This window comes from Priestia koreensis, from assembly GCF_001274935.1.
Taxonomy (GTDB): domain Bacteria; phylum Bacillota; class Bacilli; order Bacillales; family Bacillaceae_H; genus Bacillus_AG; species Bacillus_AG koreensis.
On the sequence record NZ_LILC01000002.1, the window covers coordinates 797598 to 821714 of the forward strand.

Below are 24117 nucleotides of genomic sequence, written 5' to 3' on the forward strand. Positions count from 1 at the left end.
TACAGTGAACCCTAAACCTGTTTAACATAAAGTTAAAGAGGTGATGATATGAGTTCAAAGGAGGAAAAGGATATGGCAGTTACAGAAGAAAAGATTCTAAAAACGCAATCTGAAGCTTTCTTGAGTATTAGAAAAAGAGTACAATCTCATATGAAGAAAAATAATATCTCCTATTCGCAAGTTCTAGAGTCAATTGAAGAAAACGAAAGAAATGGTAAATAAAATTGTAATTGATACATGCGTTTTTGTTGAAGCAATATTTGGGGATGAGGGGAACCCAAGTGCAGTGCTTATGGAAAATTTAGAAACGCTTGGTGTAAGATTAGCTTTTTCACAGGATACTATTGGAGAACTTTTATATATACTTAAAAGAGAATGTAATGGTTGCGGAATGGATGCCACTGAAATAGTTGAAACACTAACTGATGTTGTAATCTTGTTCCAAAAAGGTAGGTCAGTAAATACTTTACGCCTTAAAAGAGACAAGAAAAGAAAGAAAATAGCAGATCCAAATGATCAGATGTTTGTAGATACGGCTTTTGAGTCAGAAGCAACCCATTTAATCACACTGGATAAGAAAAGTGGAATTTTGAAATTAGATTCTGTTCCGTTTGAATGTTGTACTCCATCAGGATATTTCGCTTTAAAAGAAAAAGAAGATAGTGAAAAAAGTGAAGAATAATCTTTTAACACCTTAATCCTGAGGTGTTTTTTATTTGCTAAAATTTAAATTGAAGAGGATTACCAATAAGGTATTCCTCTACATGTGTTATTTAAGATCCTCCAAAACTTTTCTATATTCGTTAAATTTATCTTCAGATAAGTCACCATTCACCTGAATTAATATGTTATTAGTAGCCGCAGTCCAAGAAAATAGCATAGCACTTTCTTTTCCTAATTTATCGTAAAATTCTTTTGTTTGTTCTAAATCTTTTTTGTCATCAAAAATGAAGATACGTCCACCGTTATCTTCTCCTAATGATGGGATAAGGAAACGTTTAGCTTCTTTTGCTTTCATTGGAGCCATTCCATAATCATCCTTTGTCATTTTCTTTGCATTTTCAGCCTCTAATCCAGCCTTTTGAAAGGATTTCAGTGCATCATCTATAGTAGGTGATTCTTTACTGCTCGTTGATTGATTACATGCTACTAAAGCTAATGAGGGCAACAGAGTAAAAAGTAATACATAAACTTTTTTCATTATCTAAACCCCTTCACTTTTATAATTTGTATCTACTAACCTTGTTTTAATTGTTTACTTGCAGATAAGAAACCAATTCCTGATAAGACGGCTGTTATACTTTCAATTGCTGCAGCGATGCCAATATCACCAAACATAGCCATGGACAATAACAGACCAATTAGACCAAATATAATAAGAATAATTCCTACAACTTTCATTTTAACATCTCCTTTTGAGTCTATTTTCCTTCTCCTATTCTACTTATGTATAAGTTTAATTACCATATATTTCTTATTTGTATTGTAGAAGTTGAAGCAGAAATACAAAAAAAGGTATTGCTTTAAAAAAATCATTGATTTTAGGATTTTCTTCGTATAGGTATTTAAAATGTAATGGTTAAATCTTAGGTGCAAGGTGGCCTTTTCGTTTTAATAAAAATGATTAGGGTCAACCATTTACAATGAGGTACCATCGATCAGCACGATTAACAGAAATAGTCATAAGAGATACTTTATAATCCCTCCACCACAAAATAGTGTACATATCACCGCAATCTTATAAATAAATTAAACTAATCGATTGTGAGGAGCTGGTGCGAATGAGTAGTGAATTTAGTTGTTTAGTGTGCAAAGGAGCCTATTTCAAAAAAGGTTATTATGATTTGGATTTAGACACAAGTATCTATTCAACGGCTTACAACAATGCGACAATCACTGGAGAAGGAAACGTTAGCGTTCACACGGATATCTATAATGATGTGCATACAACGGGAGATCTAGATTTTAGAGTCTATCATCCTGAAAAAAACGACTCCTCATACTCATGTGTGTACAAATATGCGTGTGAGGATTGTGGGTACATCATGTCATTTACAAAAGAAAAGAAGGTAGAATGTAAGCATGAAGAAAAGAAACGAGAAGAAAAAGAGAATGCTTTTGACTGGAGTGCATTTGGACCGAAAAAATGAGTATGGCCATTCAGAGGAATGGCTTTTTTATTTGCCATCTTCAGCGTGATTTTTAACCTTCTACCACCAGTCATTGAAACAATTACAATCGATGGATAAATAATTGATGTGCTGTAAAATTTTTCTTGAATGGAATCGTTTTTATCGATAAAATAATTCGACAGCTAATTATACTCATGGAAAAAAACGAAATGAATGTTCAAAATCCAGTAGGCGTTTCGGCTTGAGTGTGTGCTACAGTGTTGAATCGTATTCGTATTTGCTTATCAATATTTATCTAAGAATTCAAACGGATTTAATCAACAAAGGAAGTAGACGTGTAGAGTATGTTTCTTTTTATCTACTATTAAAATGTGTTTTAAACGGAGGAATAGAACGAATGTCATCTAACGAAATAGGACTCCTCATTTTCTTCGGAATACTGGATATCCTTCTTTTTGTACTAGCTTTTACATATAAAAGAAAGGTATCGAATGAGAGTGGAAGTTTTGGGTCACCTGACAATTCAGGAGCATTTTACATGAACGTATTATCAATGACACCTTATGTTGTTCAAAAGTTATGGAGGTTTCTGCTAGCTTTTGGGTTGTTAGCACTAATTGTGTTTGTAGAATTAAAAGGGCATCATGTTTTGTAAAGAAAAGCGATTAAAGAAAGCATGTCATTAAAGTTCGTTTTTAAAAGAAGAAGTCGGCTTTTGGCTTAGATAAATAAAAAAGACTTTTTCCGTTTCGTGAAGCTGTTTTTTTAGAAATTGGTTATAAAACTGATACGATTTTAGAAAACAAGGAGTGTTTTCATTGCGTAAAGAGAAAGTTCCTACCCACGGATTGATCGAAAAAGAGCTTCAAAGAAAAGAGATCGCCATAACGTGGAAAAGCAGACTCGTGCTAATTGGGTTTGTAGCAATCTTTGAACTACTAGCAGTTGCGGTTGTAATGCCGCAAATACCCGCTTCACACTATGAAGTTATCTTTGATAGTTTAGCAGCGGGTATGTTTGGTGCAATTGGCCTTTCGATCGGTACACGGACGCTGAAGTGGTTTCAACGATCACAGCGATAGACGTAGAACGATCATAAATAAAACCATGTTGAAAATATAACAGTGTTAACAACAGGCTTATTTAATAGTGATAAAAAGTATGAGAATTGATGGATGACTGAGAAAAAACGAATAAGTTTGTTTATTAAAGCAGGAATTTTTATCAAGGCTTTGAATAGTAATGGAGAAGTTCACTAAATGGAGTGATTACTATGATTCATAAAATTGGACAAGTTATGCTGTATGTAGAGAATCAGGATCAGGCTGTTCGATTTTGGGAGGACAAAGTAGGATTTAGCATCCTGTCCATTGAGGAAAATGGACAGGGAATGAAATGGGTTGAAATGGCTCCGACAAAGGACGCCGAAACGTCCATTATTATTCATGATAAAGAAATTATTGCTAAAATGTCTCCTGAGGTCAACCTTGGTACGCCTTCGTTGCTGTTTTTTTCCGATGATGTAGAGAAACTACGTCAGGACCTAGTCGCAAAGAATGTGAAAGTAGGAGAGATCGTTGATATGCCTTCTGGTAAAGTATTTAATTTTGCAGACGATGGAGGCCAATATTTTGCGGTTATGGAGAAGAGGTAGGATAGCGGACAGCAACAATAACAAAACGAGTGGCTTGGAGGCTGCTCGTTTTGTTATTGTGAAGCGTTTAGTTCACCCGTCTATAAACGGCAAGAAAAAAGCAAAGGTGTATTCAGTGGGTAAAATATTTGAAAACGCCTACACAAATAGCTGATAATAATAGAGCGTACAGTGTATTAATACGCTTATAAAATTAGGAGTTGTACATAACTGAGGAGGAATCAGCGATGAAAAAAATTATGAATCAGCCTGAAAATCTTATTTTAGAAATGTGTAACGGATTCGTTATGGCACACCCTGAACTTCAATTGTTAAAAAAATACAAAGTTATTAAAAAGCGAGATGTAAACGTAGAAAAGGTAAGCCTTATTAGCGGAGGTGGCAGTGGGCACGAGCCGGCACACGCGGGATTTGTTGGGAAAGGGATGCTTGATGCAGCCATTTGCGGAGATGTTTTTGCCTCACCGTCTCAAATTCAGGTATATCAAGGCATCAAATCTGTTGCGAGTGATCAAGGCGTATTAATGATTATTAAAAACTACAGCGGAGATATGATGAACTTTAAAAACGGAGCTGCGCTTGCAGAGGAAGACGGAATTAAAGTGGATTATGTTCGGGTGACGGATGATATCGCGGTGGAGGACAGCTTGTACTCTGTTGGACGTCGCGGTGTTGCGGGAACGGTATTTGTACATAAAATTGCTGGAGCAGCGGCGGAAGAAGGCCGTGATCTAGAAGGCGTAAAAGCAGCGGCCGAGAAAGCAGCCGCAAACGTCCGTAGTATCGGTGTAGCATTAACGTCTTGTACGGTTCCGGCAAAAGGAACACCGACATTTTCACTAGCCGACAATGAAATCGAATATGGCGTTGGTATTCACGGAGAGCCTGGAATAAAAAGAGACGTTATGATGACCGCAGATGAGCTAGCATCGCGTATGACAAGTGACTTGTTAAAGGAATTAGATTGCACAAGCGGTGAAGATGTTGCGGTATTGGTCAATGGATTCGGCGGAACGCCTCTTCAAGAGCTCTATGTGTTGAATCATTCGCTTCAGCGTGAGTTGAAAAATCAAAACGTAACGGTGCATCGTACGTTTGTTGGAAACTACATGACGAGTATTGATATGGCAGGTGCTTCTGTCACACTCATGAAGCTAGATGATGACTTGAAGCAATTGTTATCAAAAGAATCGAGTACCCCTGCTTTTCGAGTAGACGGCCCTGTTGAACAAGTAGAATATCATGATCTTTTAGAAGAAGACGAGCCCAAAATCGTATCTTTTACAGCAGAGACTAGTGAGGAGCACGCCCATGTGCGTGGTGATAAGCTTTCACTAAACAACATGATATATCTCGTTGATAAAATGAGTGAAGTCATTATCGAAAATGAAGTTCCGTTTTGTGAGTTAGATTCGCATGCTGGAGACGGCGATTTTGGAATGAGCGTTGCGAAAGGATTTAAACAGCTGAAAAGAGAATGGCAGGATATTATCGAGCAAGAATCCCTTACGATTGGTTCATTTTTAGATGCAAGTTCAATGGTTATTATGGAACATTGCGGAGGAGCATCCGGTCCAATCTGGGGATCTGCGTTTCGTGCAGCTGGAAAAGCAACAGAAGGAAAAACAGAATTATCGGTAGCAGAATTTGCGGACATGCTACAGGAAGCGGTAAAAGGTATTCAAACGACAGGTGAGCGTTCCTTTGGAAGAGGTGCCGTTGTAGGCGATAAAACGTTGATTGATGCACTCGTTCCGTGTGCAGATACGTGGAGTGAGAGTGCAAAAAATGACGTTTCGTTCAAAGAAGCTTTTGAGAACGGTGCAAAAGCAGCGGTTGAAGGCGCAGAAAAAACAAAAGACATCGTAGCTCGCATGGGACGAGCTGGAGCCGTTGGGGAAAGAAGCCTTGGGTATCCAGATGCAGGTGCTTACGGTCTAGGCGTGATTTTCACAGAATTAGCACGTTCTCTAAAATAATAAAATTTTGTCAAACGATGAGAAGGGAACCGAACACTTGATCGCGAATATATGAATCGAAAGCATATATTAAAAAAAGAGGTGCCTGTATGATCGTCGGAATGAATCCATATCTTGTGTTAAATGGCAACGGCCAACAAGCAGTAAAGTTTTACGAAGACGTGTTAGGAGCGAAAGTGGAAAGTGTTCAGACATTTGGTGACATGCCTGCTCATCCTGATCACCCTGTACCGGATGAGGCGAAAGACCGCGTCTTGCACGCACATTTAAAAGTAGCAAACGCAGATTTGATGATTTCGGATACGTTTCCTGGACAGCCTTATGATGCAGGTTCACACGTAAATTTAAGCATTGGAACGAATGATCCAGAAACGACGAAAGTGATTTTCGACAAGCTCAGTGAAAATGGTCACGTCATCATGCCGCTTCAAGAAACGTTTTGGAGCCCTCTATATGGACAAGTAAAAGATCAATTTGACGTTAGCTGGCAAATATCAACGAATATCGAACAATAAATAAAAGCCCTCGCATCTGTGCGAGGGCTTTTGCTATGTGTTGCTAGAGCGTTTTTAACGAAAGAAAAAAGTGACCATAAGCAACTTTCCACACAACTTGTATAATCTTTCTTTTAAATGCCACTCTAAAAAGAAGAAATGTTTGTAGTGGAAGATAGGTGATTACATATGGAGTCAAGCTGGGTTTCAATCATTCCGTTTCTGGTCGTCATTCCAGTCGCGATTATAACGAAGCAGGTACTTCCAGGTCTTTTACTAGGGTTACTTGTTGGGTCTTACTTGCATGCACCATCACTCGTAGGTGGTATGCATGCGATGGTGCACTATATTGTAAAAGCACTCATTGATAAAAGCAACATTGAAATTGTGGTGTTTCTTTACATGTTTTCGGGCTTAATTGGCATGATCAAAACAACAGGAGGAATTAAAGGCTTTGTCGAAACCGCCGCAGAGCGCATCAATACGAGACGAGAGGCAATTATTCTGACATACGTTTCAACGATCGGAACGTTCAGCGCTCCAACCTTTCGTTTTGTCACGATTGCTCCCATTATGAGAGCACTACTAAAAGAAGTGAAAATGACAACAAAAGAGCTTGGATTTATTATTGAAACGACCGCGACGCCAATTATCGTATTGATTCCTGTTGCAACAGCGTTCGTCGGATATATGGTATCGATTATTCAAATGGCTACCCAAAACCAAGGCATTACTTCTGATCCTTATACGCTCTTTTTGAAAAGTATTCCGTATAACTTTTTTGCCTTTGTTATTATTCTGTTAGGCGTTTATTTAAGCTTTTTTCATCATTCTTCCTCTAATGCTCCAACAGGAGAAGAAAATGTAGAAGATGATGATTGGCATAACTGTCATCCTTCTGTTTCAAAGGACCTGCCTTCAAAGCCGTGGAACCTGCTAATCCCGCTCATGTTGGTTATCGTCCTTACACTTGTTCTTACGTGGTGGAGCGGTCATCAAAAGGCAAATAGCTTTTTGCAATCATTCATTCAAGCGGATGTGTTGGAGGCGATGGTCGTATCCTTAATGTTTACGGTGCTCGTGACGATCATTTTGTTTATCGTTCAAAAGTTTCCGCTTCAGGACATTATGAACAGCTTTGTTTCAGGTGGAAATGATCTGATGTCCGTTATTGTTCTCCTATCAGTTGTTTGGGGACTATCGTCTGTTGCCGATGATTTAGGTTTTTCAAGCTTCGTTACGGCTCATACGAACTGGATTCCTGCTATGTTCGTGACCCCGCTTATGTTTGTCTTTGGAGCTGCCATCTCTTATTTTATTGGCTCTGCGTGGGGTACATGGGGAATATTAATGCCGCTTGGAATTTCTATTGCGACTCACGCAGGCGTATCGCTTCCATTAATTATCGGTGCTGTATTTGCGAGTGGTTCATTCGGCGCTTTTGCATCTCCACTCAGCGATGATACCAACACCATTGCTAAAATTTTAAATCTATCGGTTATTGATTATGCAAGATATAAGCTAAAGCCAGCGCTTATTGCAGCGGGTATTACAACCGTCTTGTATGGAATTACCACTTTTTTCTTTTGATCATTAATAAATAAGCTGTTTTTCTAGGCGATGTAGCTTATAATGAAAGCATGAGGTTTTATGATCGCAGCAAAAAGGAGTGAAAAGACAAATGGATGAGAAAGTTCCGGTTCACTTCCCTAAAGAAATGCTTCGCGAAATGGAACGATTACTTCAAGATGGCGAAACGTTAGAGAAATTTTTTGAACAAGCACTGAACGAGTATATGGTTAGTCGAAAGCCAATCAATTTAACTCAATACAAAAAGCAAAAAGAAAGCAAGTAGCACTCAGCCAATGAGTGCTACTTTTTTATTGTTTTTCGAAAGTATGTTTTAATGATGACAAGAAAGAAAAGAGGAGGATCTTATGACGAACAAAATTGTCGATTTGTCGCATCATCAGGGGGATATTGATTTCGAGCAAGCAAGTAAAGAAATTGATTTAGCCATTATTCGCGTACAGTATGGCTCTACTTCAATTGATCGTCAATATAAGCAATATGTACAAGGGTGTAAGAGATATCGCATTCCTTTTGGCCACTATGCGTATGCACGTTTTGTAAGCATTCGTGATGCGAGGAAAGAAGCAACGGATTTTTTACATCGCGTAGATCCAGATGCAAAATTTTTAGCGGTGGACGTAGAAGAAGTAACCGTTAAGCGATATGAGGACCTCATTCCTGCGACACAAGAGTTCATTGAGGTTTGTCGTCAGGCAGGTTGGAAAGTAGGCTTATATACCGGTCACTATTTTTATCATCAGCACCATATGCACAAGATAGATGCTGATTTTCTATGGATTCCTAGGTATTCAACAGAAGACAAAGGTCATGTGCATCATGCACGTCCTGATATGCATTGCCATCTTTGGCAGTACTCACAGCGTGGAAAAGTAGCGGGGATTAAAGGGCATGTCGATTTGAATACGATACATAGCGAACGCGGTTTGGACTGGTTTTGTGGAGCACAAGAGGAGCAGCTACGAACACAAGGAGAGAGGAAAATGAACTTAACGGATAGTCAGTGGAAAGAAATGGCGAGAACATATGAAAAAGCATATAAAAAAGGCATTCTGTCTAGTATGGAATGGGCACAAAAAGCTCTTTCGAAAGAGCTTACAGTCGATGAAGCCATTTTTCTTCAAACGATTTTGATTGGTCGTACGCTTTGAAGAGTAAAATGAGCAAATGAAATAACCATTCTGTCTAACTAGGCATATAGTATAGGCAGAGGGTGTGAAGGGATGATTGAAAGTCAAGCAGAGGAATTGGAAAAACTTCGCTTCTTTCAACGAGAAGTGGATCTGATTATCGCAGCATTATTATTAACAGGGCAGTTGACGATGTCACGAGTAATTATTGAGCCTGGTGGCTTTAGTCTCACCGTAAGTGGCCCTATTATTGGGCGAGTGCGGTTAGAAGGGAAATATGGAAATAAACTAGGGAGTGCTGTACTAGATGGCATCGATATTGTCCTGGCGATCTTACTCTTAAAAGATGATATAGGATTTACAGGTTTATTTATTGCCCCTGGTGGTTTTAGTTTTAATTTAGGCGGCCCTATTTTTGGAGGGGAGCGCCCCGTTGTGCTTATTCCAAATTATTGCCGTGTTTTTGATGAATTTAAGCAAATTGTTTCAAATCATTTTCATGTGGACGCGATGTTGTTAAAAAATTTGTAAAAGGGTGATAAGAAATGGCATTAACAGATCTTCCAACAGTTAAAACACCGCCTGGAAGTGCTTTTTTAATCGCGCTACCAATTATTGTGTTTGTTTTTTTCTTCACTCAATTTAAGTCAGCTGATGTGGCGAGTTGAAAGTAATAACCACATTATTGCTTCATAAAATGGTAGGAGGGATCTTCGTATCCCCCCTACCATTTTTGTATGAGGAGAGAGTAAATTGCGGCAAAGAGATCAATTGTTTCAACGGATTTGTACCTCCCAAACACAAGATGTTTTAGCGACGATCGTGAACGTTGAAGGATCGGCATATGTTCGAGAAGGTTCTATGCTACTTATTCAGGAAAATGGTGAACGCTTTGGGATGATTAGCGGTGGCTGCTTAGAAGAGGATGTGGTAATGCAAGCGGAGGAAGTTCGTCGTCAACAGAAAGCTATAATCTGTACATATAATATGCGTGAAAATGAAGATCCCATATGGGGAGAAGAGGTAGGGTGCGGCGGAGTCATTTCCATTCTAATAGAGCCTGTGACTGAACAGTTGAAGGATAGTCTTTTAAACGTTCAGCATTGGTTGCGAAAGAGACAAACGGTTGTACACGTTAAAAATTGGTGTCCGAATGAAAAGTTGGTAGAGAATTTTTTTTCGCCTCGTGTAGATCAGCTTGAAAATAGAATTGAACTTGGAAAAGACGTCTATAAAATGATCATTCGTCCAACCCCACACCTTATTATTTTTGGTGCTGGTCAAGATGTGCAACCTCTTGTTTCATTTGCGGCAGATATGGGTTTTTACGTGACGGTATGTGACTGGAGAGAGGGTTTTATAAAACGTGAGCAATTTCTGAAAGCTGATTATTTGTTTGGTCAACATCTACCGTCTTTACTAAAAGAAACGATGTTTCAGTCTTATGATTTTTCGATCATTATGACCCACAATTTTCAAAGGGATCAAGAAATTTTGCAACATCTTCTTCAACAGGCCCTTCCTTATATTGGTGTTCTAGGAACAAAAAAGCGTACGCAACGCTTAATTAACGATAATCAAATTCCAAAAAACCTTCACTTTCCAGTTGGATTACCCATCGGCGCAAAAGGTCCTGAAGAGATTGCGATTAGCATTTTGGCTGAGCTTATTCAGGAATGGAGAAAGAACGGATGAGGGTAGTAGGTCTTTATTTGGCAGCAGGCAATAGTACAAGACTTGGAAAAGATAAACGATTTTTGCCAATTAACAATCAGCCCTTAGCAAGTCTAGCTTTTGTTCAAGCACTTCAATCACATCTTACCGAGCTTATTGTGGTCGTAAAAAGTAACGATGATTTAAGTTGGATACCTTCAATTGCTTATGAAAAAGAATATGTTCATGAGTGGACGTTTGTTGTTGCAAAAGGAGGTCAATCTGATTCGATAAAAGCTGGGCTTCGTCAAGCAAAACAAGCAGACGCCATTTTAATTATGTTAGCTGATCAACCGTTTGTTACGTGTCAAATGATTAATGACCGGCTAACAAAATGGTGTTGCAATCCGTCTCTAGACTACGTGGCTACTCTGTACAGATCAGTATTGCAGCCTCCGATCATTCTTTCAAACAAACTATTTCCTAAACTGTTTTTATTAACAGGAGATCAGGGGGCAAGGCTAATTTTACAGTCCCCAGTGTACAAAGGTAGCTTCATAGAAGAGAGTCAACTTATTGATGTTGATACATTAGACGATTATAACCAACTGTTAGATGCCATGAGGCAGAAAGGAGAGAGAGAAGGATGAGTATACTTGGAAAAAGTGTTTTTCGAAAAGAAGCGTTTGATAAAGTGACGGGAAAAGCAAAGTATACGGCCGATGAACAAGAAATAGGAATGCTTCACGTTCAAATGCTGACGAGTCCTTATGGTCATGCGTTAATTAAGCAGATAAATATTGAGGTAGCCAGGCGCGTACCAGGTGTGCGTGCAATTGTCACAGGTCAAGATTCAATCCCTCTTATTGGAGAAGAAATTCAAGACCGTTATCCAGTTGCCAAAGATCGTGTGCGTTATTATGGTGAAGTAGTAGCGCTTGTTGTAGCAGATAACCCAATTATTGCGAGACATGCAGCTGATCTTATTCAGGTTACATACGAACCACTTTCCGTTATTAATTCTCCGACAGAGGCCTTTATGAGTAATACCACGCTTCTTCATCCTCAACTGGACGCCTATAAAAAAACAGAAGGTGTATTTCCTCAGGCACATACGAACATTGCGAATAAAACAAAAATACGTAAAGGTGATCTAAACAAAGGCTGGCAGGAAAGCGAAGTGATAATTGAAGAAACCTTTTCACTGGGCCCTTCTGATCACGCCGCAATGGAAACGAGATGTGCGACCGCTGAAATAAGACCCGATGGATCCGTTTATTTTACGACTACTTCTCAAGCTCCCTTTATGTTAAAAAAGCTCATGAACACGTACTTTCAAATTGAAGTAGGGAAAGTAATTGTCAAAACTCCGTTAGTAGGAGGCGCATACGGGGGAAAAGCATCTGTTCAGTGGGAGATTTTAGCTTATCTTGCATCCCGTGCTGTCGGAGGTAGACGGGTTAAGATCTTGTATTCGAGAGAAGAAGATTTGACAACGGCTCCTTGTCATATAGGATTAGACGCAACTATTAAGCTTGGCTGTAAGCGAGATGGAAAGTTAATGGTTGCAGAGCTTCTTTATTTATTTGATGGCGGGGCATATTCCGATAAAGCAACAGATTTGAGCAGGGCAGGCGCTGTCGATTGTACAGGTCCTTACCGAATCGATCACATATGGTGTGATGCCTATTGTATGTATACCAATCACCCTTATGCAGCTCCGTTTCGAGGATTTTCACATTCAGAAGTATTGTTTGCGTTTGAGAGAGCGATGGATATGCTTGCGATGAAGTTGAAAATAGACCCACTTGAGCTCCGATTAAAAAATGCGATTGCTCCTGGTGATACGACACCGACACAAGTGAAATTAAATCGAAGTAAGGTCGGTAATTTACCAGCATGTATTACCCGTTTAAAGGAGTTAATGAGCTGGGAGGACGGTTCCATTGTTCGAGTAAATGATCGAACCATTCGAGCAAAAGGGGTGAGTTGTGTTTGGAAGACGTCTACAATCGATCCAGATGCTAGCTCAGGTGTTATTTTGACGTTTAATCCAGATGGAAGCATCAATTTAATGTCAGGGGTTGTGGAGATTGGTACGGGAACGAAAACAATTCTTGCGCAGATGCTTGCTGAACGTCTACAAATGGGAATCGATCAAATTCATGTGAAGATGCCAGTCCATACACAAACGACACCCGAGCACTGGAAAACAGTTGCAAGCAGAGGAACGTTTATGGCAGGAAGAGCGCTAATGCGCGCAGCAGATGATGCGATTGGGCAGTTAAAAGAGATTGCCTCGATCGTATTGCGTAGTGAGACAGATGATCTCATGGTTAGTGGAGGATACGTGTTTCAAAAAGACGATCGATCCATTCGAATTGCAGTAAAAGACATTGCTTATGGATACAAGTATCCAAACGGAAATTCAATAGGGGGTCAGATTATAGCAAGAGGGCATTATATTTTGAATCATATGACGAACATTGATCCTGAAACAGGAAAAGGGAATCCAGGTCCTGAGTGGACAGTAGGTGCGCAAGGCGTCGAGGTTGAATTTGATACCCGAGACTACACGTATAAAGTTCTAAAGGCATTTGCTGTGATCGATATCGGCCGAGTATTAAATGAGAAGGCTGCCCTTGGTCAGGTGATGGGATCGATGAGTATGGGGCTCGCTTTTGCAGGTAGAGAAACGTTTGTGTTTGATGAATATGCGCGTATTCTTAATCCTCAGCTTCGAGCATATCGACCCATTCATTATGGGGAAAATCCTGAATACGTAGCTGATTTTGTAACTACTCCCCAAGCTGATGCCGCATACGGTGCAAGAGGCGTAGGGGAACATGCTCTTTTAGGGATGCCCGCTTCGCTTGGGAATGCACTTACACTGGCTGCAGGTGTTGACCTAAATGAATTACCTCTTATACCTGAGTTAATTTGGCGAAAGAAAGAAGGTGGAATTCAATGATTGGCACGTTTGACTATTATCGACCTCATTCAATACAAGAAGCAGTTAATTTATTTGAAAAGCTAGATCTTGAAGAGCAATCCCCAGTTTACTATAGCGGTGGGACGGAGATCATTACTTTTCATCGGTTAGATTTAATTCGTCCAGGCGCTGTGATTGATATTAAAAGTATTCCGGAGTGCATGGAGTGGAAACGTGATGATAGCACTCTAACGATTGGATCCGCGCTGTCTCTTACAGTGATTGAAAAACAAAAAGGTTTTCCCTTATTATCAACTGTCTGTAGTGAAGTAGCAGACCATACCGCACGAAATAAAATTACAGCGGGTGGAAATATTTGCGGTGAAACCTTCTATCGAGAGGTTGCGTTGCCTTTTCTTCTTAGTGATGCGCATCTTGTTATCGGAGGAAAGGGTGGGGTGAGAGAAGTTGAAATTCATGAATTATTCAAAGGTCATCTTCAATTGAATAATGGTGAATTTCTGTTGCAACTTCGTGTGCAACGACCGTTTTTAGAAGCGTCTTATATAAGCATTAAGCGAAGGAGGCAGTGGAATACAGGTTATCCAGTCATCACCGTTTCTAGCTTATACTATCAAAATCGTCTCCGATTAGCGATTAGCGGTTTGTATCCATATCCGTTTCGTGCGTGGGAGTTGGAGAGAGAATTAAATCGACCGGGTACATCCGAACAGCGGATTGAGGCAGCGCTGAAAACCATTAACGGTCTGGTATTAGAAGATGAAGAGGGATCAGCAAATTACCGGTTATTTGTGCTTAAAAACATTCTCTATGATGTCATAGAACACTTAGGGGGAGAGAAATGATGCAAATAGAGCTTACTATAAATGGAGAAAAAGTGAAAACTGCGTGTGAACCGTCAGACACTCTTTTATATGTGCTTCGAAATAAGCTTGGATTAACGGGAGCAAAACCAGGATGTTTGAACGGTGATTGCGGTGCGTGTACCGTCATCATTCAAGGAAAGCCAATGAAATCTTGCCTAACCCTTGCGATTGAAGAAACACAAAAAGAGATAACGACTATTGAAGGACTAGGAGGAGTCCCCATACAAGGAGCGTTTGTGGAGCACTTTGCTTTTCAATGTGGCTATTGTACACCTGGATTTATTATGAATGCTCACGCTCTTGTTCAAGATCAGCCCGAAGCTACTGACCAAATTATTACCGAGTGGTTAGAATCTAACATTTGTCGGTGCACAGGCTATCAAGAGATAAAGAAAGCTGTTAAAGATGTTTTATCTCAAATAAAGCGATCGTAAGAGAAGGAAAAATCAGAAAAATAAGTAAAAAATATGTCGGAATGTAGCGGTTCATGCTATGATAAAAAAATAAGTTCATATACGTGTCATTTAGGTGCCCTTGCATTGCGCCAAGGGGTAACAGGGAATTAGGTTGAAATCCTAAGCGGTCCCGCCACTGTAACTGATGAGAACGTCATTCATTGTGCCACTCAAATTGGGGAAGGCGATGACGTTTGTTGACCAGAAGCCAGGAGACCTACCTAGATGTGAACACCCATGAGCCTTCGAGGAAAGGAGCGGTGCAGTAGAATTTGCAGGACAAGCCTGTTTTGTTTGTCATGGAGTAAAAACGATTCTATTTAGCCCCAGTCTGTTCAAGGACCGGGGCTTTTTGTGTGGAATCTACAAAAAAGGAGAAGTGAAGATGGAACAATTATCATTATTTATGTTTGTATTTGTGTTGGGACTTCGTCATGGATTGGATGCCGATCACTTGGCATGTATTGATGGCATTACAAGATATAATTTAGATCGTAATCATCGTGTAGCACGCTGGGTCGGAACGTGTTTTTCATTTGGACATGGAATGGTGGTTGCTGGAGTGGGAGTAGTGCTTGCTTCCTTTAGTCGTCATTTCACATTTCCTGCGTACTTTGATGGTATTGTTACGTGCGTTTCCATTATCTCGCTATTTTTAATCGGCACGCTAAATGTGTATAACTTGCTTCGCCCGACAGCAGAAAAAGGGGATTTTCGTGTACAGGGCGTAAAAAGCAAACTGCTTCCACGATTTGTTCGTGAAACGTCCAATCCGTTCCTTATTATGCTTATTGGTGGAGTTTTTGCGCTTGCAGCAGATACTGTCAGTCAAACCTCTATTTGGGCGGTTGCAGCAGGGCAGTCTAATCCATATATGCCGTATCTATTAGGTGCTACGTTCGTGATCGGAATGATGATTACCGATACGATCGATTCATTTATCGTTTTTGGCATGTTGAAGCAGTCAAATGCGTTTGGAAAATCAGCGTCTAGACTAATGGGGTGGGTCATCGTTTTTCTTGCTTACGGTGTTTCGATGTACCAGCTCTTCACGTATTTTTATCCAAAAGCAGAAGTAGACTTTGAAATGGTAGGCATCGCTGTATTTGCCTTTTTAATGGTCTGCTTCGGCTTAGTTAGGACGAAAGGTCGAAAAGCAGAAAAAGTCATTTCCTCTTAATAGAAAAATGCCTAGGGCTTTGCGCTCTAGGCATTAATAGTGTTCTGCTGTTTTTCCTTCCATTCTTTAAACGAATCTAAATCGTTGTTAATTTGTTTCATCGCAAAAGCAATCACCGCAGCATCATCGACTAACCCTAATCCAACGATAAAATCTGGGATTAAATCGATGGGATTCACAAAATATAAAATGGTTGCGATGATCGTGATAATGGAGCGAGTAGGGATTGATCTATAATCACCTTTAATCCAAGATCGAAACGCTTCAAACAAAAGCTGAAGTCGCTCCCATACATCGTCGAGAGCCCCTTTTTTAGTCGTTGCCTTCGCAATCGCCTGATTTAATAATCCCTCTGCTTTTCCTTTATCATGCAGGTACTCTTTTGCTTGCGTTTCATACTCTTTGTATCCTTGCTCATAATGTTCCTTGTCTTTTTTTCTTCGACCAAACATTTTATCGCCTCCAATAGCCGCTACAGTCATTGTATACCCTTATTGTAACGTCGAAGAAACAACTCATACGCTTCTGAATAAAATAAGTAAAAAACTTATTTTTTTATATTATAATAAGTTTTTTGCTTGAAAATATCAGGATTATTACGTAGGATATAGAAAAGGAAGTGGTGTGATGACACAAAAGGATCGTTTAGAGAGTATGAAGTCATGGCTACAAATCCATCATGAAATTAGCATTGAAATCATCATGGCAAAATGGAATGTTTCACGTGACACGGCCCGTCGTGATTTAGTGAAACTTGAAAAAATGGGAGATGTAGTTCGTACAAAAGGTGGAGCAGTGCTTGCGAGTCATCAAGTCATTCGATACGGAGATCGTAGCCAACATCCATCAAAGATTAAGATTGCAAAACGAGCGTGCGAACTCATTCAAGAACATGACCACGTCATGTTTGATACGTCTACAACGGTGGAATTAGTTGCAAAACAGCTCAATGATCAGCCGCTTTCCGTCGTGACCAACTCAATTGATATTGTGGCAGCTCTCTCAGACCATAGCGACATTGATATTTATATGATTGGCGGGAAATTCAATCGCTATCACCGAAGCTTTCTTGGTTTTCAAGCAGCGGAGGAGCTATCAAAATATCGAGTAGACAAGCTGTTTATAGGAGCCTGTGGTCTCGGCTTAGAGGGACTAACTGCTTCTAGTGATGACGAGGCTTACGTCAAACGAAGCATGATTGCCTCTGCACGAGAAGTAACGGTGCTTATGGATCATTCAAAGCTTCATAAGTCATTTTTGCATCATGTATGTGAGTTAAGCGCTGTTCACCGAATTATTACGGATCAGCCATTAACCGATGAGATAAAGGCAGCAGCAGAAGAATATGAAATTGAAGTCATCATTACAAACAACTAAAAGGAGTGTTTCAAATGGATAAAGTAAAAGTAGGACTAGTTGGGTATGGATTTTCAGGGCAAACGTTTCATGCGCCGCTGTTAAAAGCACTAAGTGAATTTGAGATTACAAAGGTCATGAGCTCAAATCCTGAAAAAGTACGTGAGGATTTAGGTAATGTCGACGTTGTTTCTTCTATTGAAGGTGTTTTAGAGGATGAAAGCATTGAACTAGTCGTGATTACAACGCCCAACACGTTTCATTTCGATATGGCGAAAAAAAGTCTTCAAGCAAATAAGCACGTTGTGATTGAAAAGCCAATGGTCGTTGAAAGCGAAGAAGGGCTTGAACTTATTGACCTTGCTGAAAAACATGATCGTATGCTTAGCGTCTATCAAAACCGTCGCTTTGATAATGACTTCTTAACAATTAAGAAGCTTCTGTCTGAAGATCAATTAGGAGAAGTGTATTCATATGAAGCTCATTTCAATCGTTTCCGTCCGGAGACTCGTGACCGCTGGAGAGAGCGTCCAGGAAAAGGTGCAGGGATGCTGTATGATTTAGGCTCACATCTCGTGGATCAGGCGCTTCACCTTTTTGGAAAACCAAATTTTGTTCAAGCAGACGTATTCCCGCAACGTGACGGTTCAGAGGTAGACGATTATTTCCACATTACGCTTGGCTATGATAAACTTCGCGTGATGCTCCATTCTGGTTCAGTTGTACTTGAAGCAGGGCCTAGATACCAAGTACACGGCCGAAAAGGCAGTTTCTTAAAGTACGGAATGGATGGACAAGAAGATGCGCTAAAAGCAGGCAAAAACGTGCAAGACGATGACTGGGGAACAGATCTTCCAGAACGCTACGGGAAACTTGTAACAGAGTCAGAAAGCGGCGTAAAAGAAGAACGAGTAGAGACGGTTTCAGGTTCTTATCCAACGTATTATAAAGAAGTATATGCTCATCTTCGTGAAGGAAAAGCAAATCCTGTTCCTGCACAGGAAGGATTGTTAACGATTCAAATTTTAGAAGCGGCAAAACGAAGCAGCGAAGAAAAAAGAGTGATTGACCTCTAAGAGAAAGAAGGAATTCGGATGAACAGACTTCAGCAAAAGCTAGACGATATTCGAAAACAAGAAGAAGAGCTTCAGTTTGCTACGTTTACAAATGAGATGGCGCTTCAACTAGGGCTATCTATTATCCAAAGTGCACGTGAAGAAGAAAAAGCGATATCTGTTGAGATTATTCGAAACGGTCAGGTACTATTTTCACATGCGATGGACGGAACGAGTCCTGATCAAACATACTGGATGACGAGAAAAGCAAATGTTGTTCGTCGTCACAATCACAGCTCTTATTACATGCGTTTGTATAATGAATTAAAAGAAAGATCTTATTTCGAAGCGTATTCAGTTAGTCCCCAAGAATATGCTGTTCACGGCGGCTCATTCCCCCTTTCAATTCAAGGAGTAGGCGTAATTGGAAGTATTACAGTATCAGGGTTATCTCAGGAAGAAGATCATGAATTAGCCGTTCAAGGAATAAAGAACTTAATTAAAAATGATAAAAAATAGATGAAAAAATTTCCTCTCTGTTGTAAAATGTCAATATGTGTCGAAATAAAGGAGGGGAAAGTATGTCTACATTAACATTAAAGTATTACTTTCTCGAAGAAAAAGAGAGATTCGAGATGGAGCAAGACATTTTAGCGCACACGTCTAAGCATGAAGAAGAGATTTTACCGCTAGACGATAACGAGATTACCGAACTTCATAAAAGTCTGGAAGTAACCATATAGTTTGGATTGATGTAGCACAAAGAGGAAGGGACCTAACGGTGAGGCTGTTAGGTCCCTTCCTCTTTGTGCTAGACCTAAGGGAATGAGGACTTCCCTTGCGGGCTGTCCTCATTCCCCTAGGTAAACCTTTTTGGGGCGCTCTGGACGCTTAGCCCCTTAGCCCTTCAAACCCCTCAAACCCCTCAAACCCTTCAAACCCCTCAAACCCTTCAAACCCTTCAAACCCTTCAAACCTCTAAAACCCAGCTTTGGATGATTTTAATTTTTTATGTTGGGATTTTACTTGGGTGGACAGAATTTGTTGGAATCGTTAGAATCCTAATTATGGGAAATTGTTGTAGGGTCATCTTTGGTATGGTTGTGTTTAAAATTGGATTGCGAATAAAGTGAAATGATGAGTTGTAAGAAGGGAGACGCGCATGAGTACATATAGTGTTACGAGTAATATTCCAGAGGTAGAGGCTTATCGACGTTTACGTGTGAAGGCGGGGCTTAGCCCAAAGAGTGAAAGGGCAGCAGAGAAAGGCTTGGCTAATACGCTTTATGCAGTGACGATTTATGAAGAGGATCATCTTATTGCGATGGGGCGTGTGATTGGAGATGGCGGTTGTTTTCTGCAAATTGTCGATATTGCAGTTCATCCTCAATTTCAAGGGAAGGGTCTCGGAAAGCAAGTGATGAGTCAGCTGATGACATATGTAGACGAGATAGCGGAGATCGGAACGAATGTAAGCCTTATGGCAGACGTTCCGGCAGATCATCTCTATCTGAAATTTGGCTTCGAATATGCAGCACCCCGTTCATTAGGCATGTGGAAAACGTATAAATAAGTCTGAGATAAAAGGGGATAGAAGCAGCTTCAAATGAAGACAGCAAAAAGAGGGATTTCTTATAACTATGAGAAACCCCTCTTTGGTAATCATCTGTTTTTAAAATAGTCAATTGGTTTGGCGAAGGACAGGTACTTTTAAGAAAACCCATAGAATTACGCAGATCAGCGGCACGGCTCCTAGAACGATGACCGTCTGGATATCGATGCCGGTTCCTAATAAGAGAGAGGTTAATCCATATGAGACGGGTTGGAGAGCCGAACCTGCGAGCATCATCACGCTCATAACGCGTCCTAGCATGGCATTTTCAACCTTTGATTGAACAATGGCAAAAATAGGTGCGTTTGAAAACGATAGCGCAAAACCTAATAAGAATAAAAAGATGAGGCATAACACGAGTGAGCGAGAGACGCCAAGTCCTAAGTAAGTAAGGCCAAGGGCAAGAAGCGCCCACATCGCAATCAATCCGCGATTTTTCTTAAAGTTTAAAATTCCCACCGCAGCACTTCCAGCCAAAATTCCAACTACAAGAACGGCTTCCATTGTGCTAAAAGCCAACGAGTTTTGTTTAAATAGCTTGCTTGCGATGAGCGGAATACCGAGCGCCATCGGGCCAGTAATAAAGACGTTGATGACAAAAGATACGCTGATGAGTGTAGAGAGAAAAGTGTTTTTCTTAATATAGGACAAACCATTTTTGAATGATTGAAGAAGCGGTTCCTGGTCTTCTTTTTCAACTTTTTCTTTTTTTAATGATAAAAATGGAATGCAAGCGCTGAAGAAAATCATGATGAGAGAAGCAAGAAGAAAGATTGTTGAGTAATCGAGATATTTAATAAAGACACCTGCAAGAAAAGCCCCGAAAATCCCTGTCACTTGGCTAATGATTGAAATGAGTGAGTTTGCACGCATCAAATCATCCTCTTGCACAATAGAGGGAAGAAGAGCGTTTCGAGCCGGTACGTGAAAAGAATCGATAATCCCAAACAACAAGGCAGAAACAATAAAAAGACTAAGGTGATTCCAACCATTAAATAAAAGCAAAAATACGCTACCAATCGTAAGAGCCTCAGCTAGAGTGGAGAGTAAGACAATCGTTTTGCGATTAAAGCGATCTGCCAGTACTCCGCCGAGCGTCATGAGTAAGATAGCTGGAACGGATGAGGCGATAAAAATCATGCCAAGACCTGCTTTTTGAAGAAGCTCGTTAATGACAAACCATGATTGTGTAAACAGAAAAAGTGAGAATCCAAGCCGTGAAGAAAGCGTGATGGCAAAGATAATGAGAAAATCCTTTTGCAATAATAGTGGGCGTTTCATTTCGATAGGCGCGGGCTGAATAACCGCTTCGTTCATGTTATTCGTCTCCTTTAGGTAAAATTGGAAAGGCAATACGATAAAGGTGATACTTCACTAGGTCATCGTTTGGGATAGAACCATTTGTTGCATCAAATTCTTTGAGTAGATCTTGTATTTCTTCCTCTTTCTTTCGCAGAACTGCTGTCTGTTCCTTTGTCAAATAGAGCTGCTCGAGTGATTGAGTGACCAAATAGTCAGAGTGGTTGATGTGAACGAATTGTGTGCTCGTTTCTTTTAAAGCATTAATCGTCATTCGTGCTCCTCCAACAAAGCTTTCTTCAACAGAAGCCTGGAAGTCCACTTCTTCATCCTCTGATACAAACGTTCGATTGACGTGGATTTCAGAAGCGATTGGTCGATAAAATTTTTGCACGATGCCGTTTTTGACTTCTGTACGTTCGACGTAAACTAACCCCACCTTTTCTAGTTCTTTTAAGTGGTAATGCACTTTTTGAGCCTGCATATCCAAACTTTCAGCGATCATTTTTCCTGTTTTGGCTTCGACAATGATTTCCCAAAGTAATTTAATTCGGAGAGGATCAGAAATGGCTTTTAACTGTTCAACGGATTCAATTTCAAAACTTTTCTTTAACATAAAACCTTCCTTTAACATTCAGATTTATTTGAACGTTTTAATTATATGTGATAAATCCATAAAATGGAATATTTATTTTAGAAATTTTTTTGGCATAGGATAGAAGGTTAATTACTCGTTGTCCAAATCAGTCCTATTTTAAAACGTAGCGCTGTGGTGTTTTATTTTTGGCAGCGTAGTAAAGAAAGAGGAAATGATCATAAGAGCAACGAAAGAAACGAATGGATAAATCGTCTAGCTTATCAATAAACGTCTATTATGGTAGGATAATAAAGAAGTACATATAAAAGCGTTTCACGCACATGAAAAGCGAAAGTTTAGAAAGGGGCTATTTCATATGAAAGAGCGTTTACAAAAAGTAACAAGTTGGTTGCAGGAAGAAAAACATCCGGCAGCATTTATTCATTCAACTGAAAATGTTTTTTACTTAACGGGATTCTTTACAGATCCTCATGAACGTTTAATGGGGCTATTCGTATTCCAAGAAGCGGCGCCATTATTTGTATGTCCTGCAATGGAAGTATCACAGGCTCGTGATGCTGGCTGGGACGGCGATGTGGTAGGATATGAAGACCATGAAAATCCATGGGAGCTAATTGAGGCAGCTCTTCAAACACGCGAGCTTCCGGAAATCGGGACGGTTGCAGTAGAGAAAGAATTGTTATCTTATGCACGTGCCGAAGAACTATTAAAGCTATACCCAACGGCAACGCTTGTAGCAGCAGAAGAGTCATTAAATGAGCTTCGTTTAGTAAAAGAGCCAAAAGAAGTGGAAATTTTAAAGCACGCAGCGGCTCTTGCTGATTACGGTGTACAAGTAGGGATAGAAGCACTAAAAGAAGGCGTAACAGAAATGGACGTTTTAGCGAAAATTGAGTATGAGTTAAAACGTAAAGGAATTCGCGAAATGTCATTCTCAACAATGGTGTTATTTGGTGAGAAAACAGGTCAGCCACACGGTAATCCAGGCCTTCGTACGCTTAAAAAAGGCGACTTCGTTCTCTTTGACCTTGGAGTGGTCTATGAGGGCTATTGCTCAGACATTACGCGTACAGTTGTATTCGGTTCAGCGAATGAGCAGCAAAAAGAAATCTATAATACGGTATTAAAAGCACAGCTTGCTGCACTTGATGCAAGTAAGCCTGGAACGCGTATTGGAGATTTAGATCTTGTTGCGCGTGATATTATTACGGAAGCGGGATACGGTGATAAATTCCCTCATCGTCTTGGCCACGGTCTTGGAATTAGCGTTCATGAATATCCGTCTATGAGTAAAAACAACGATAACCTATTAAAAGAAGGAATGGCTTATACAATTGAGCCAGGAATTTACGATGCAGAAATTGGCGGCGTTCGTATTGAGGATGACGTCATTATTACGAAAGATGGTCATGAGACTCTAACAAAATTCCCGAAAGAACTACAGATCATTCAGTAAGTTACTGATCAATAGAAAAAGCGAGTAGATTTCTCTACTCGCTTTTTTGTCGTTATTCAACAGAAGGCTGGACTAACGCTTCACTTTTATCAGGAAAGGTCTTATCAATATGACATTCTCCCCACGTGCAAAGCATATCAAGGATCTTTTCTAACGACCATCCGTAATCTGTTAAGGAATATTCAACCTTTGGTGGTACTTGATTATAGATCTTTCGTGTTAAGACGCCGTCTTCTTCAAGCTCACGCAGTTGCTGTGTCAGCATTTTTTGCGTGATGCCAGGCATCAGTTTTTTTAATTCGCTTGTGCGTTTTGTGCCCTTTGTGAGATGACAAAGGATCACCACTTTCCACTTACCTCCGATAACTTCAAGCGTTGCTTCAACTGGAATATTATATCGTTTCACTTTATTTTACCTCCCAAATGAAATAGTTCATATCGTAACTATTGCACGGGTGTTTTCATTACTTTCTGGTACTTCTACACGGTTTGTACGTTCTATCATAGCACCATTCACTTTCCTTTGCCAAGTTCTTGAGACGACATCGAAAGATATACGTTACTTCTAAGTACCTATACTACTTAAAAGTGCGTACTTCCTTAAGGGAAAGTCCTCGTGCATAATGAGTAACAGATGTTGATGACACATCAAATA

30 protein-coding genes and 1 riboswitch are annotated in these 24117 nt (G+C 40.0%); of the genes, 24 read left to right on the forward strand and 6 right to left on the reverse strand.

Annotation, left to right across the window (positions count from 1 at the left end; genetic code table 11):
* The first annotated feature begins 72 nt into the window (after nt 1-72).
* Together AMD01_RS23885 and AMD01_RS03835 are read left to right on the forward strand one after the other, a co-directional pair.
* The gene (locus tag AMD01_RS23885; protein ID WP_157052594.1) at nt 73-222 is read left to right on the forward strand and encodes a hypothetical protein; all 150 of its coding nucleotides are present in this window, start codon (nt 73-75) and stop codon (nt 220-222) included.
* A complete protein-coding gene (locus AMD01_RS03835) occupies nt 212-682 on the forward strand; it encodes a putative toxin-antitoxin system toxin component, PIN family (RefSeq protein WP_053400047.1) in 471 nt (156 codons plus the stop codon). Before AMD01_RS23885 ends, AMD01_RS03835 begins: the two co-directional genes overlap by 11 nt.
* An 87-nt stretch (nt 683-769) precedes the next feature.
* On the opposite strand, the gene AMD01_RS03840 is transcribed toward AMD01_RS03835, so the two are convergent.
* Entirely contained in the window at nt 770-1201 is a 432-nt protein-coding gene (locus AMD01_RS03840; protein ID WP_053400048.1) for a hypothetical protein, read from the reverse strand.
* Nucleotides 1202-1236: 35 nt separating this feature from the next.
* Complete coding sequence (locus AMD01_RS24420; protein ID WP_169775929.1) at nt 1237-1401, reverse strand: hypothetical protein; 165 nt, start codon at nt 1399-1401, stop codon at nt 1237-1239.
* A gap of 380 nt (nt 1402-1781) precedes the next feature.
* Here AMD01_RS24420 and AMD01_RS03845 point away from each other — a divergent pair, with 380 nt between their 5' ends.
* The 16 genes from AMD01_RS03845 (at nt 1782) to AMD01_RS03915 (ending at nt 16086) form a co-directional block, all read left to right on the forward strand.
* Nucleotides 1782-2150: a hypothetical protein gene (locus AMD01_RS03845; RefSeq protein ID WP_053400049.1), complete on the forward strand. Its 369-nt coding sequence runs from the start codon at nt 1782-1784 to the stop codon at nt 2148-2150.
* A gap of 800 nt (nt 2151-2950) precedes the next feature.
* On the forward strand, nt 2951-3214 hold the full coding sequence (locus tag AMD01_RS03855) for a hypothetical protein (RefSeq protein ID WP_053400051.1): 264 nt from the start codon (nt 2951-2953) through the stop codon (nt 3212-3214).
* 191 nt (nt 3215-3405) lie between these two features.
* Nucleotides 3406-3786, forward strand: a complete 381-nt coding sequence (locus AMD01_RS03860) for a VOC family protein (RefSeq protein WP_053400052.1) — start codon at nt 3406-3408, stop codon at nt 3784-3786.
* Between the two features lie 227 nt (nt 3787-4013).
* Nucleotides 4014-5765 (forward strand): dihydroxyacetone kinase subunit DhaK, encoded by a 1752-nt coding sequence (gene dhaK, locus AMD01_RS23350; protein WP_083446406.1) that lies wholly within the window; start codon nt 4014-4016, stop codon nt 5763-5765.
* An 89-nt stretch (nt 5766-5854) separates the two neighbouring features.
* Nucleotides 5855-6280, forward strand: coding sequence for a VOC family protein (locus AMD01_RS03870; protein WP_053400053.1), 426 nt, complete (start codon nt 5855-5857; stop codon nt 6278-6280).
* 168 nt (nt 6281-6448) lie between these two features.
* The gene (locus tag AMD01_RS03875; RefSeq protein ID WP_053400054.1) at nt 6449-7849 is read left to right on the forward strand and encodes a Na+/H+ antiporter NhaC family protein; all 1401 of its coding nucleotides are present in this window, start codon (nt 6449-6451) and stop codon (nt 7847-7849) included.
* A gap of 91 nt (nt 7850-7940) precedes the next feature.
* Entirely contained in the window at nt 7941-8114 is a 174-nt protein-coding gene (locus AMD01_RS23890) for a YlcI/YnfO family protein (RefSeq protein WP_157052595.1), read from the forward strand.
* Nucleotides 8115-8196: 82 nt separating this feature from the next.
* The gene (locus AMD01_RS03880) at nt 8197-9000 is read left to right on the forward strand and encodes a GH25 family lysozyme (RefSeq protein WP_053400055.1); all 804 of its coding nucleotides are present in this window, start codon (nt 8197-8199) and stop codon (nt 8998-9000) included.
* A gap of 72 nt (nt 9001-9072) precedes the next feature.
* On the forward strand, nt 9073-9510 hold the full coding sequence (locus AMD01_RS03885) for a hypothetical protein (protein WP_053400056.1): 438 nt from the start codon (nt 9073-9075) through the stop codon (nt 9508-9510).
* Between the two features lie 14 nt (nt 9511-9524).
* The gene (locus AMD01_RS24880; protein WP_281176830.1) at nt 9525-9647 is read left to right on the forward strand and encodes a hypothetical protein; all 123 of its coding nucleotides are present in this window, start codon (nt 9525-9527) and stop codon (nt 9645-9647) included.
* A gap of 85 nt (nt 9648-9732) precedes the next feature.
* Nucleotides 9733-10674, forward strand: coding sequence for an XdhC family protein (locus tag AMD01_RS03890; protein WP_053400057.1), 942 nt, complete (start codon nt 9733-9735; stop codon nt 10672-10674).
* Nucleotides 10671-11282: a nucleotidyltransferase family protein gene (locus AMD01_RS03895; protein WP_053400058.1), complete on the forward strand. Its 612-nt coding sequence runs from the start codon at nt 10671-10673 to the stop codon at nt 11280-11282. The genes AMD01_RS03890 and AMD01_RS03895 overlap by 4 nt, the downstream gene beginning before the upstream one ends.
* Nucleotides 11279-13603: a xanthine dehydrogenase family protein molybdopterin-binding subunit gene (locus tag AMD01_RS03900; protein WP_053400059.1), complete on the forward strand. Its 2325-nt coding sequence runs from the start codon at nt 11279-11281 to the stop codon at nt 13601-13603. The genes AMD01_RS03895 and AMD01_RS03900 overlap by 4 nt, the downstream gene beginning before the upstream one ends.
* The gene (locus tag AMD01_RS03905) at nt 13600-14430 is read left to right on the forward strand and encodes an FAD binding domain-containing protein (RefSeq protein WP_053400060.1); all 831 of its coding nucleotides are present in this window, start codon (nt 13600-13602) and stop codon (nt 14428-14430) included. Before AMD01_RS03900 ends, AMD01_RS03905 begins: the two co-directional genes overlap by 4 nt.
* Nucleotides 14427-14885, forward strand: coding sequence for a (2Fe-2S)-binding protein (locus tag AMD01_RS03910; RefSeq protein ID WP_053400061.1), 459 nt, complete (start codon nt 14427-14429; stop codon nt 14883-14885). Before AMD01_RS03905 ends, AMD01_RS03910 begins: the two co-directional genes overlap by 4 nt.
* Before the next feature lie 75 nt (nt 14886-14960).
* Nucleotides 14961-15145: riboswitch (cobalamin riboswitch) on the forward strand.
* Nucleotides 15146-15291: 146 nt separating this feature from the next.
* Nucleotides 15292-16086, forward strand: coding sequence for a HoxN/HupN/NixA family nickel/cobalt transporter (locus AMD01_RS03915; RefSeq protein WP_053400062.1), 795 nt, complete (start codon nt 15292-15294; stop codon nt 16084-16086).
* A gap of 26 nt (nt 16087-16112) precedes the next feature.
* On the opposite strand, the gene AMD01_RS03920 is transcribed toward AMD01_RS03915, so the two are convergent.
* Nucleotides 16113-16538, reverse strand: coding sequence for a YkvA family protein (locus AMD01_RS03920; protein ID WP_053400063.1), 426 nt, complete (start codon nt 16536-16538; stop codon nt 16113-16115).
* A gap of 175 nt (nt 16539-16713) precedes the next feature.
* Here AMD01_RS03920 and AMD01_RS03925 point away from each other — a divergent pair, with 175 nt between their 5' ends.
* The 5 genes from AMD01_RS03925 (at nt 16714) to AMD01_RS03940 (ending at nt 20070) form a co-directional block, all read left to right on the forward strand.
* A complete protein-coding gene (locus AMD01_RS03925; protein WP_053400064.1) occupies nt 16714-17463 on the forward strand; it encodes a DeoR/GlpR family DNA-binding transcription regulator in 750 nt (249 codons plus the stop codon).
* Nucleotides 17464-17477: 14 nt separating this feature from the next.
* Nucleotides 17478-18518: an oxidoreductase gene (locus AMD01_RS03930; protein ID WP_053400065.1), complete on the forward strand. Its 1041-nt coding sequence runs from the start codon at nt 17478-17480 to the stop codon at nt 18516-18518.
* 18 nt (nt 18519-18536) lie between these two features.
* Nucleotides 18537-19016 (forward strand): heme-degrading domain-containing protein, encoded by a 480-nt coding sequence (locus AMD01_RS03935; RefSeq protein WP_053400066.1) that lies wholly within the window; start codon nt 18537-18539, stop codon nt 19014-19016.
* Nucleotides 19017-19078: 62 nt separating this feature from the next.
* Complete coding sequence (locus AMD01_RS23895; protein ID WP_157052597.1) at nt 19079-19240, forward strand: hypothetical protein; 162 nt, start codon at nt 19079-19081, stop codon at nt 19238-19240.
* Nucleotides 19241-19659: 419 nt separating this feature from the next.
* Nucleotides 19660-20070 (forward strand): GNAT family N-acetyltransferase, encoded by a 411-nt coding sequence (locus AMD01_RS03940; protein ID WP_053400067.1) that lies wholly within the window; start codon nt 19660-19662, stop codon nt 20068-20070.
* A gap of 108 nt (nt 20071-20178) precedes the next feature.
* Here the strand turns inward: AMD01_RS03940 and AMD01_RS03945 are convergent, their stop codons facing one another.
* Both AMD01_RS03945 and AMD01_RS03950 read right to left on the reverse strand, forming a co-directional pair.
* Nucleotides 20179-21426, reverse strand: coding sequence for an MFS transporter (locus AMD01_RS03945; protein WP_053400068.1), 1248 nt, complete (start codon nt 21424-21426; stop codon nt 20179-20181).
* Between the two features lies 1 nt (nt 21427).
* Nucleotides 21428-22024, reverse strand: coding sequence for an ArsR/SmtB family transcription factor (locus AMD01_RS03950; RefSeq protein ID WP_053400069.1), 597 nt, complete (start codon nt 22022-22024; stop codon nt 21428-21430).
* 337 nt (nt 22025-22361) lie between these two features.
* On the opposite strand from AMD01_RS03950, the gene AMD01_RS03955 reads away from it, so the two are divergent.
* A complete protein-coding gene (locus AMD01_RS03955) occupies nt 22362-23462 on the forward strand; it encodes a M24 family metallopeptidase (protein ID WP_053400070.1) in 1101 nt (366 codons plus the stop codon).
* A gap of 52 nt (nt 23463-23514) precedes the next feature.
* Here AMD01_RS03955 and AMD01_RS03960 read toward each other — a convergent pair whose 3' ends face one another.
* Complete coding sequence (locus AMD01_RS03960) at nt 23515-23868, reverse strand: winged helix-turn-helix transcriptional regulator (protein WP_053400071.1); 354 nt, start codon at nt 23866-23868, stop codon at nt 23515-23517.
* Between the last annotated feature and the right edge of the window lie 249 nt (nt 23869-24117).

Excerpts from the sequence above, each read along its gene's own strand:
- dhaK (WP_083446406.1), top strand. The coding sequence starts at position 4,014 with ATGAAAAAAATTATGAATCAGCCTGAAAATCTTATTTTAGAAATGTGT.
- AMD01_RS03945 (WP_053400068.1), bottom strand. The coding sequence starts at position 21,426 with ATGAACGAAGCGGTTATTCAGCCCGCGCCTATCGAAATGAAACGCCCA.
- AMD01_RS24420 (WP_169775929.1), bottom strand. The coding sequence starts at position 1,401 with ATGAAAGTTGTAGGAATTATTCTTATTATATTTGGTCTAATTGGTCTG.
- AMD01_RS23895 (WP_157052597.1), top strand. The coding sequence starts at position 19,079 with ATGTCTACATTAACATTAAAGTATTACTTTCTCGAAGAAAAAGAGAGA.
- AMD01_RS03840 (WP_053400048.1), bottom strand. The coding sequence starts at position 1,201 with ATGAAAAAAGTTTATGTATTACTTTTTACTCTGTTGCCCTCATTAGCT.
- AMD01_RS23885 (WP_157052594.1), top strand. The coding sequence starts at position 73 with ATGGCAGTTACAGAAGAAAAGATTCTAAAAACGCAATCTGAAGCTTTC.
- AMD01_RS03955 (WP_053400070.1), top strand. The coding sequence starts at position 22,362 with ATGAAAGAGCGTTTACAAAAAGTAACAAGTTGGTTGCAGGAAGAAAAA.
- AMD01_RS03935 (WP_053400066.1), top strand. The coding sequence starts at position 18,537 with ATGAACAGACTTCAGCAAAAGCTAGACGATATTCGAAAACAAGAAGAA.
- AMD01_RS03920 (WP_053400063.1), bottom strand. The coding sequence starts at position 16,538 with ATGTTTGGTCGAAGAAAAAAAGACAAGGAACATTATGAGCAAGGATAC.
- AMD01_RS03870 (WP_053400053.1), top strand. The coding sequence starts at position 5,855 with ATGATCGTCGGAATGAATCCATATCTTGTGTTAAATGGCAACGGCCAA.
- AMD01_RS23890 (WP_157052595.1), top strand. The coding sequence starts at position 7,941 with ATGGATGAGAAAGTTCCGGTTCACTTCCCTAAAGAAATGCTTCGCGAA.
- AMD01_RS03860 (WP_053400052.1), top strand. The coding sequence starts at position 3,406 with ATGATTCATAAAATTGGACAAGTTATGCTGTATGTAGAGAATCAGGAT.
- AMD01_RS03900 (WP_053400059.1), top strand. The coding sequence starts at position 11,279 with ATGAGTATACTTGGAAAAAGTGTTTTTCGAAAAGAAGCGTTTGATAAA.
- AMD01_RS03925 (WP_053400064.1), top strand. The coding sequence starts at position 16,714 with ATGACACAAAAGGATCGTTTAGAGAGTATGAAGTCATGGCTACAAATC.
- AMD01_RS03910 (WP_053400061.1), top strand. The coding sequence starts at position 14,427 with ATGATGCAAATAGAGCTTACTATAAATGGAGAAAAAGTGAAAACTGCG.
- AMD01_RS03845 (WP_053400049.1), top strand. The coding sequence starts at position 1,782 with ATGAGTAGTGAATTTAGTTGTTTAGTGTGCAAAGGAGCCTATTTCAAA.
- AMD01_RS03930 (WP_053400065.1), top strand. The coding sequence starts at position 17,478 with ATGGATAAAGTAAAAGTAGGACTAGTTGGGTATGGATTTTCAGGGCAA.
- AMD01_RS03880 (WP_053400055.1), top strand. The coding sequence starts at position 8,197 with ATGACGAACAAAATTGTCGATTTGTCGCATCATCAGGGGGATATTGAT.
- AMD01_RS03915 (WP_053400062.1), top strand. The coding sequence starts at position 15,292 with ATGGAACAATTATCATTATTTATGTTTGTATTTGTGTTGGGACTTCGT.
- AMD01_RS03875 (WP_053400054.1), top strand. The coding sequence starts at position 6,449 with ATGGAGTCAAGCTGGGTTTCAATCATTCCGTTTCTGGTCGTCATTCCA.
- AMD01_RS03950 (WP_053400069.1), bottom strand. The coding sequence starts at position 22,024 with ATGTTAAAGAAAAGTTTTGAAATTGAATCCGTTGAACAGTTAAAAGCC.
- AMD01_RS03895 (WP_053400058.1), top strand. The coding sequence starts at position 10,671 with ATGAGGGTAGTAGGTCTTTATTTGGCAGCAGGCAATAGTACAAGACTT.
- AMD01_RS03905 (WP_053400060.1), top strand. The coding sequence starts at position 13,600 with ATGATTGGCACGTTTGACTATTATCGACCTCATTCAATACAAGAAGCA.
- AMD01_RS24880 (WP_281176830.1), top strand. The coding sequence starts at position 9,525 with ATGGCATTAACAGATCTTCCAACAGTTAAAACACCGCCTGGAAGTGCT.
- AMD01_RS03885 (WP_053400056.1), top strand. The coding sequence starts at position 9,073 with ATGATTGAAAGTCAAGCAGAGGAATTGGAAAAACTTCGCTTCTTTCAA.
- AMD01_RS03835 (WP_053400047.1), top strand. The coding sequence starts at position 212 with ATGGTAAATAAAATTGTAATTGATACATGCGTTTTTGTTGAAGCAATA.
- AMD01_RS03940 (WP_053400067.1), top strand. The coding sequence starts at position 19,660 with ATGAGTACATATAGTGTTACGAGTAATATTCCAGAGGTAGAGGCTTAT.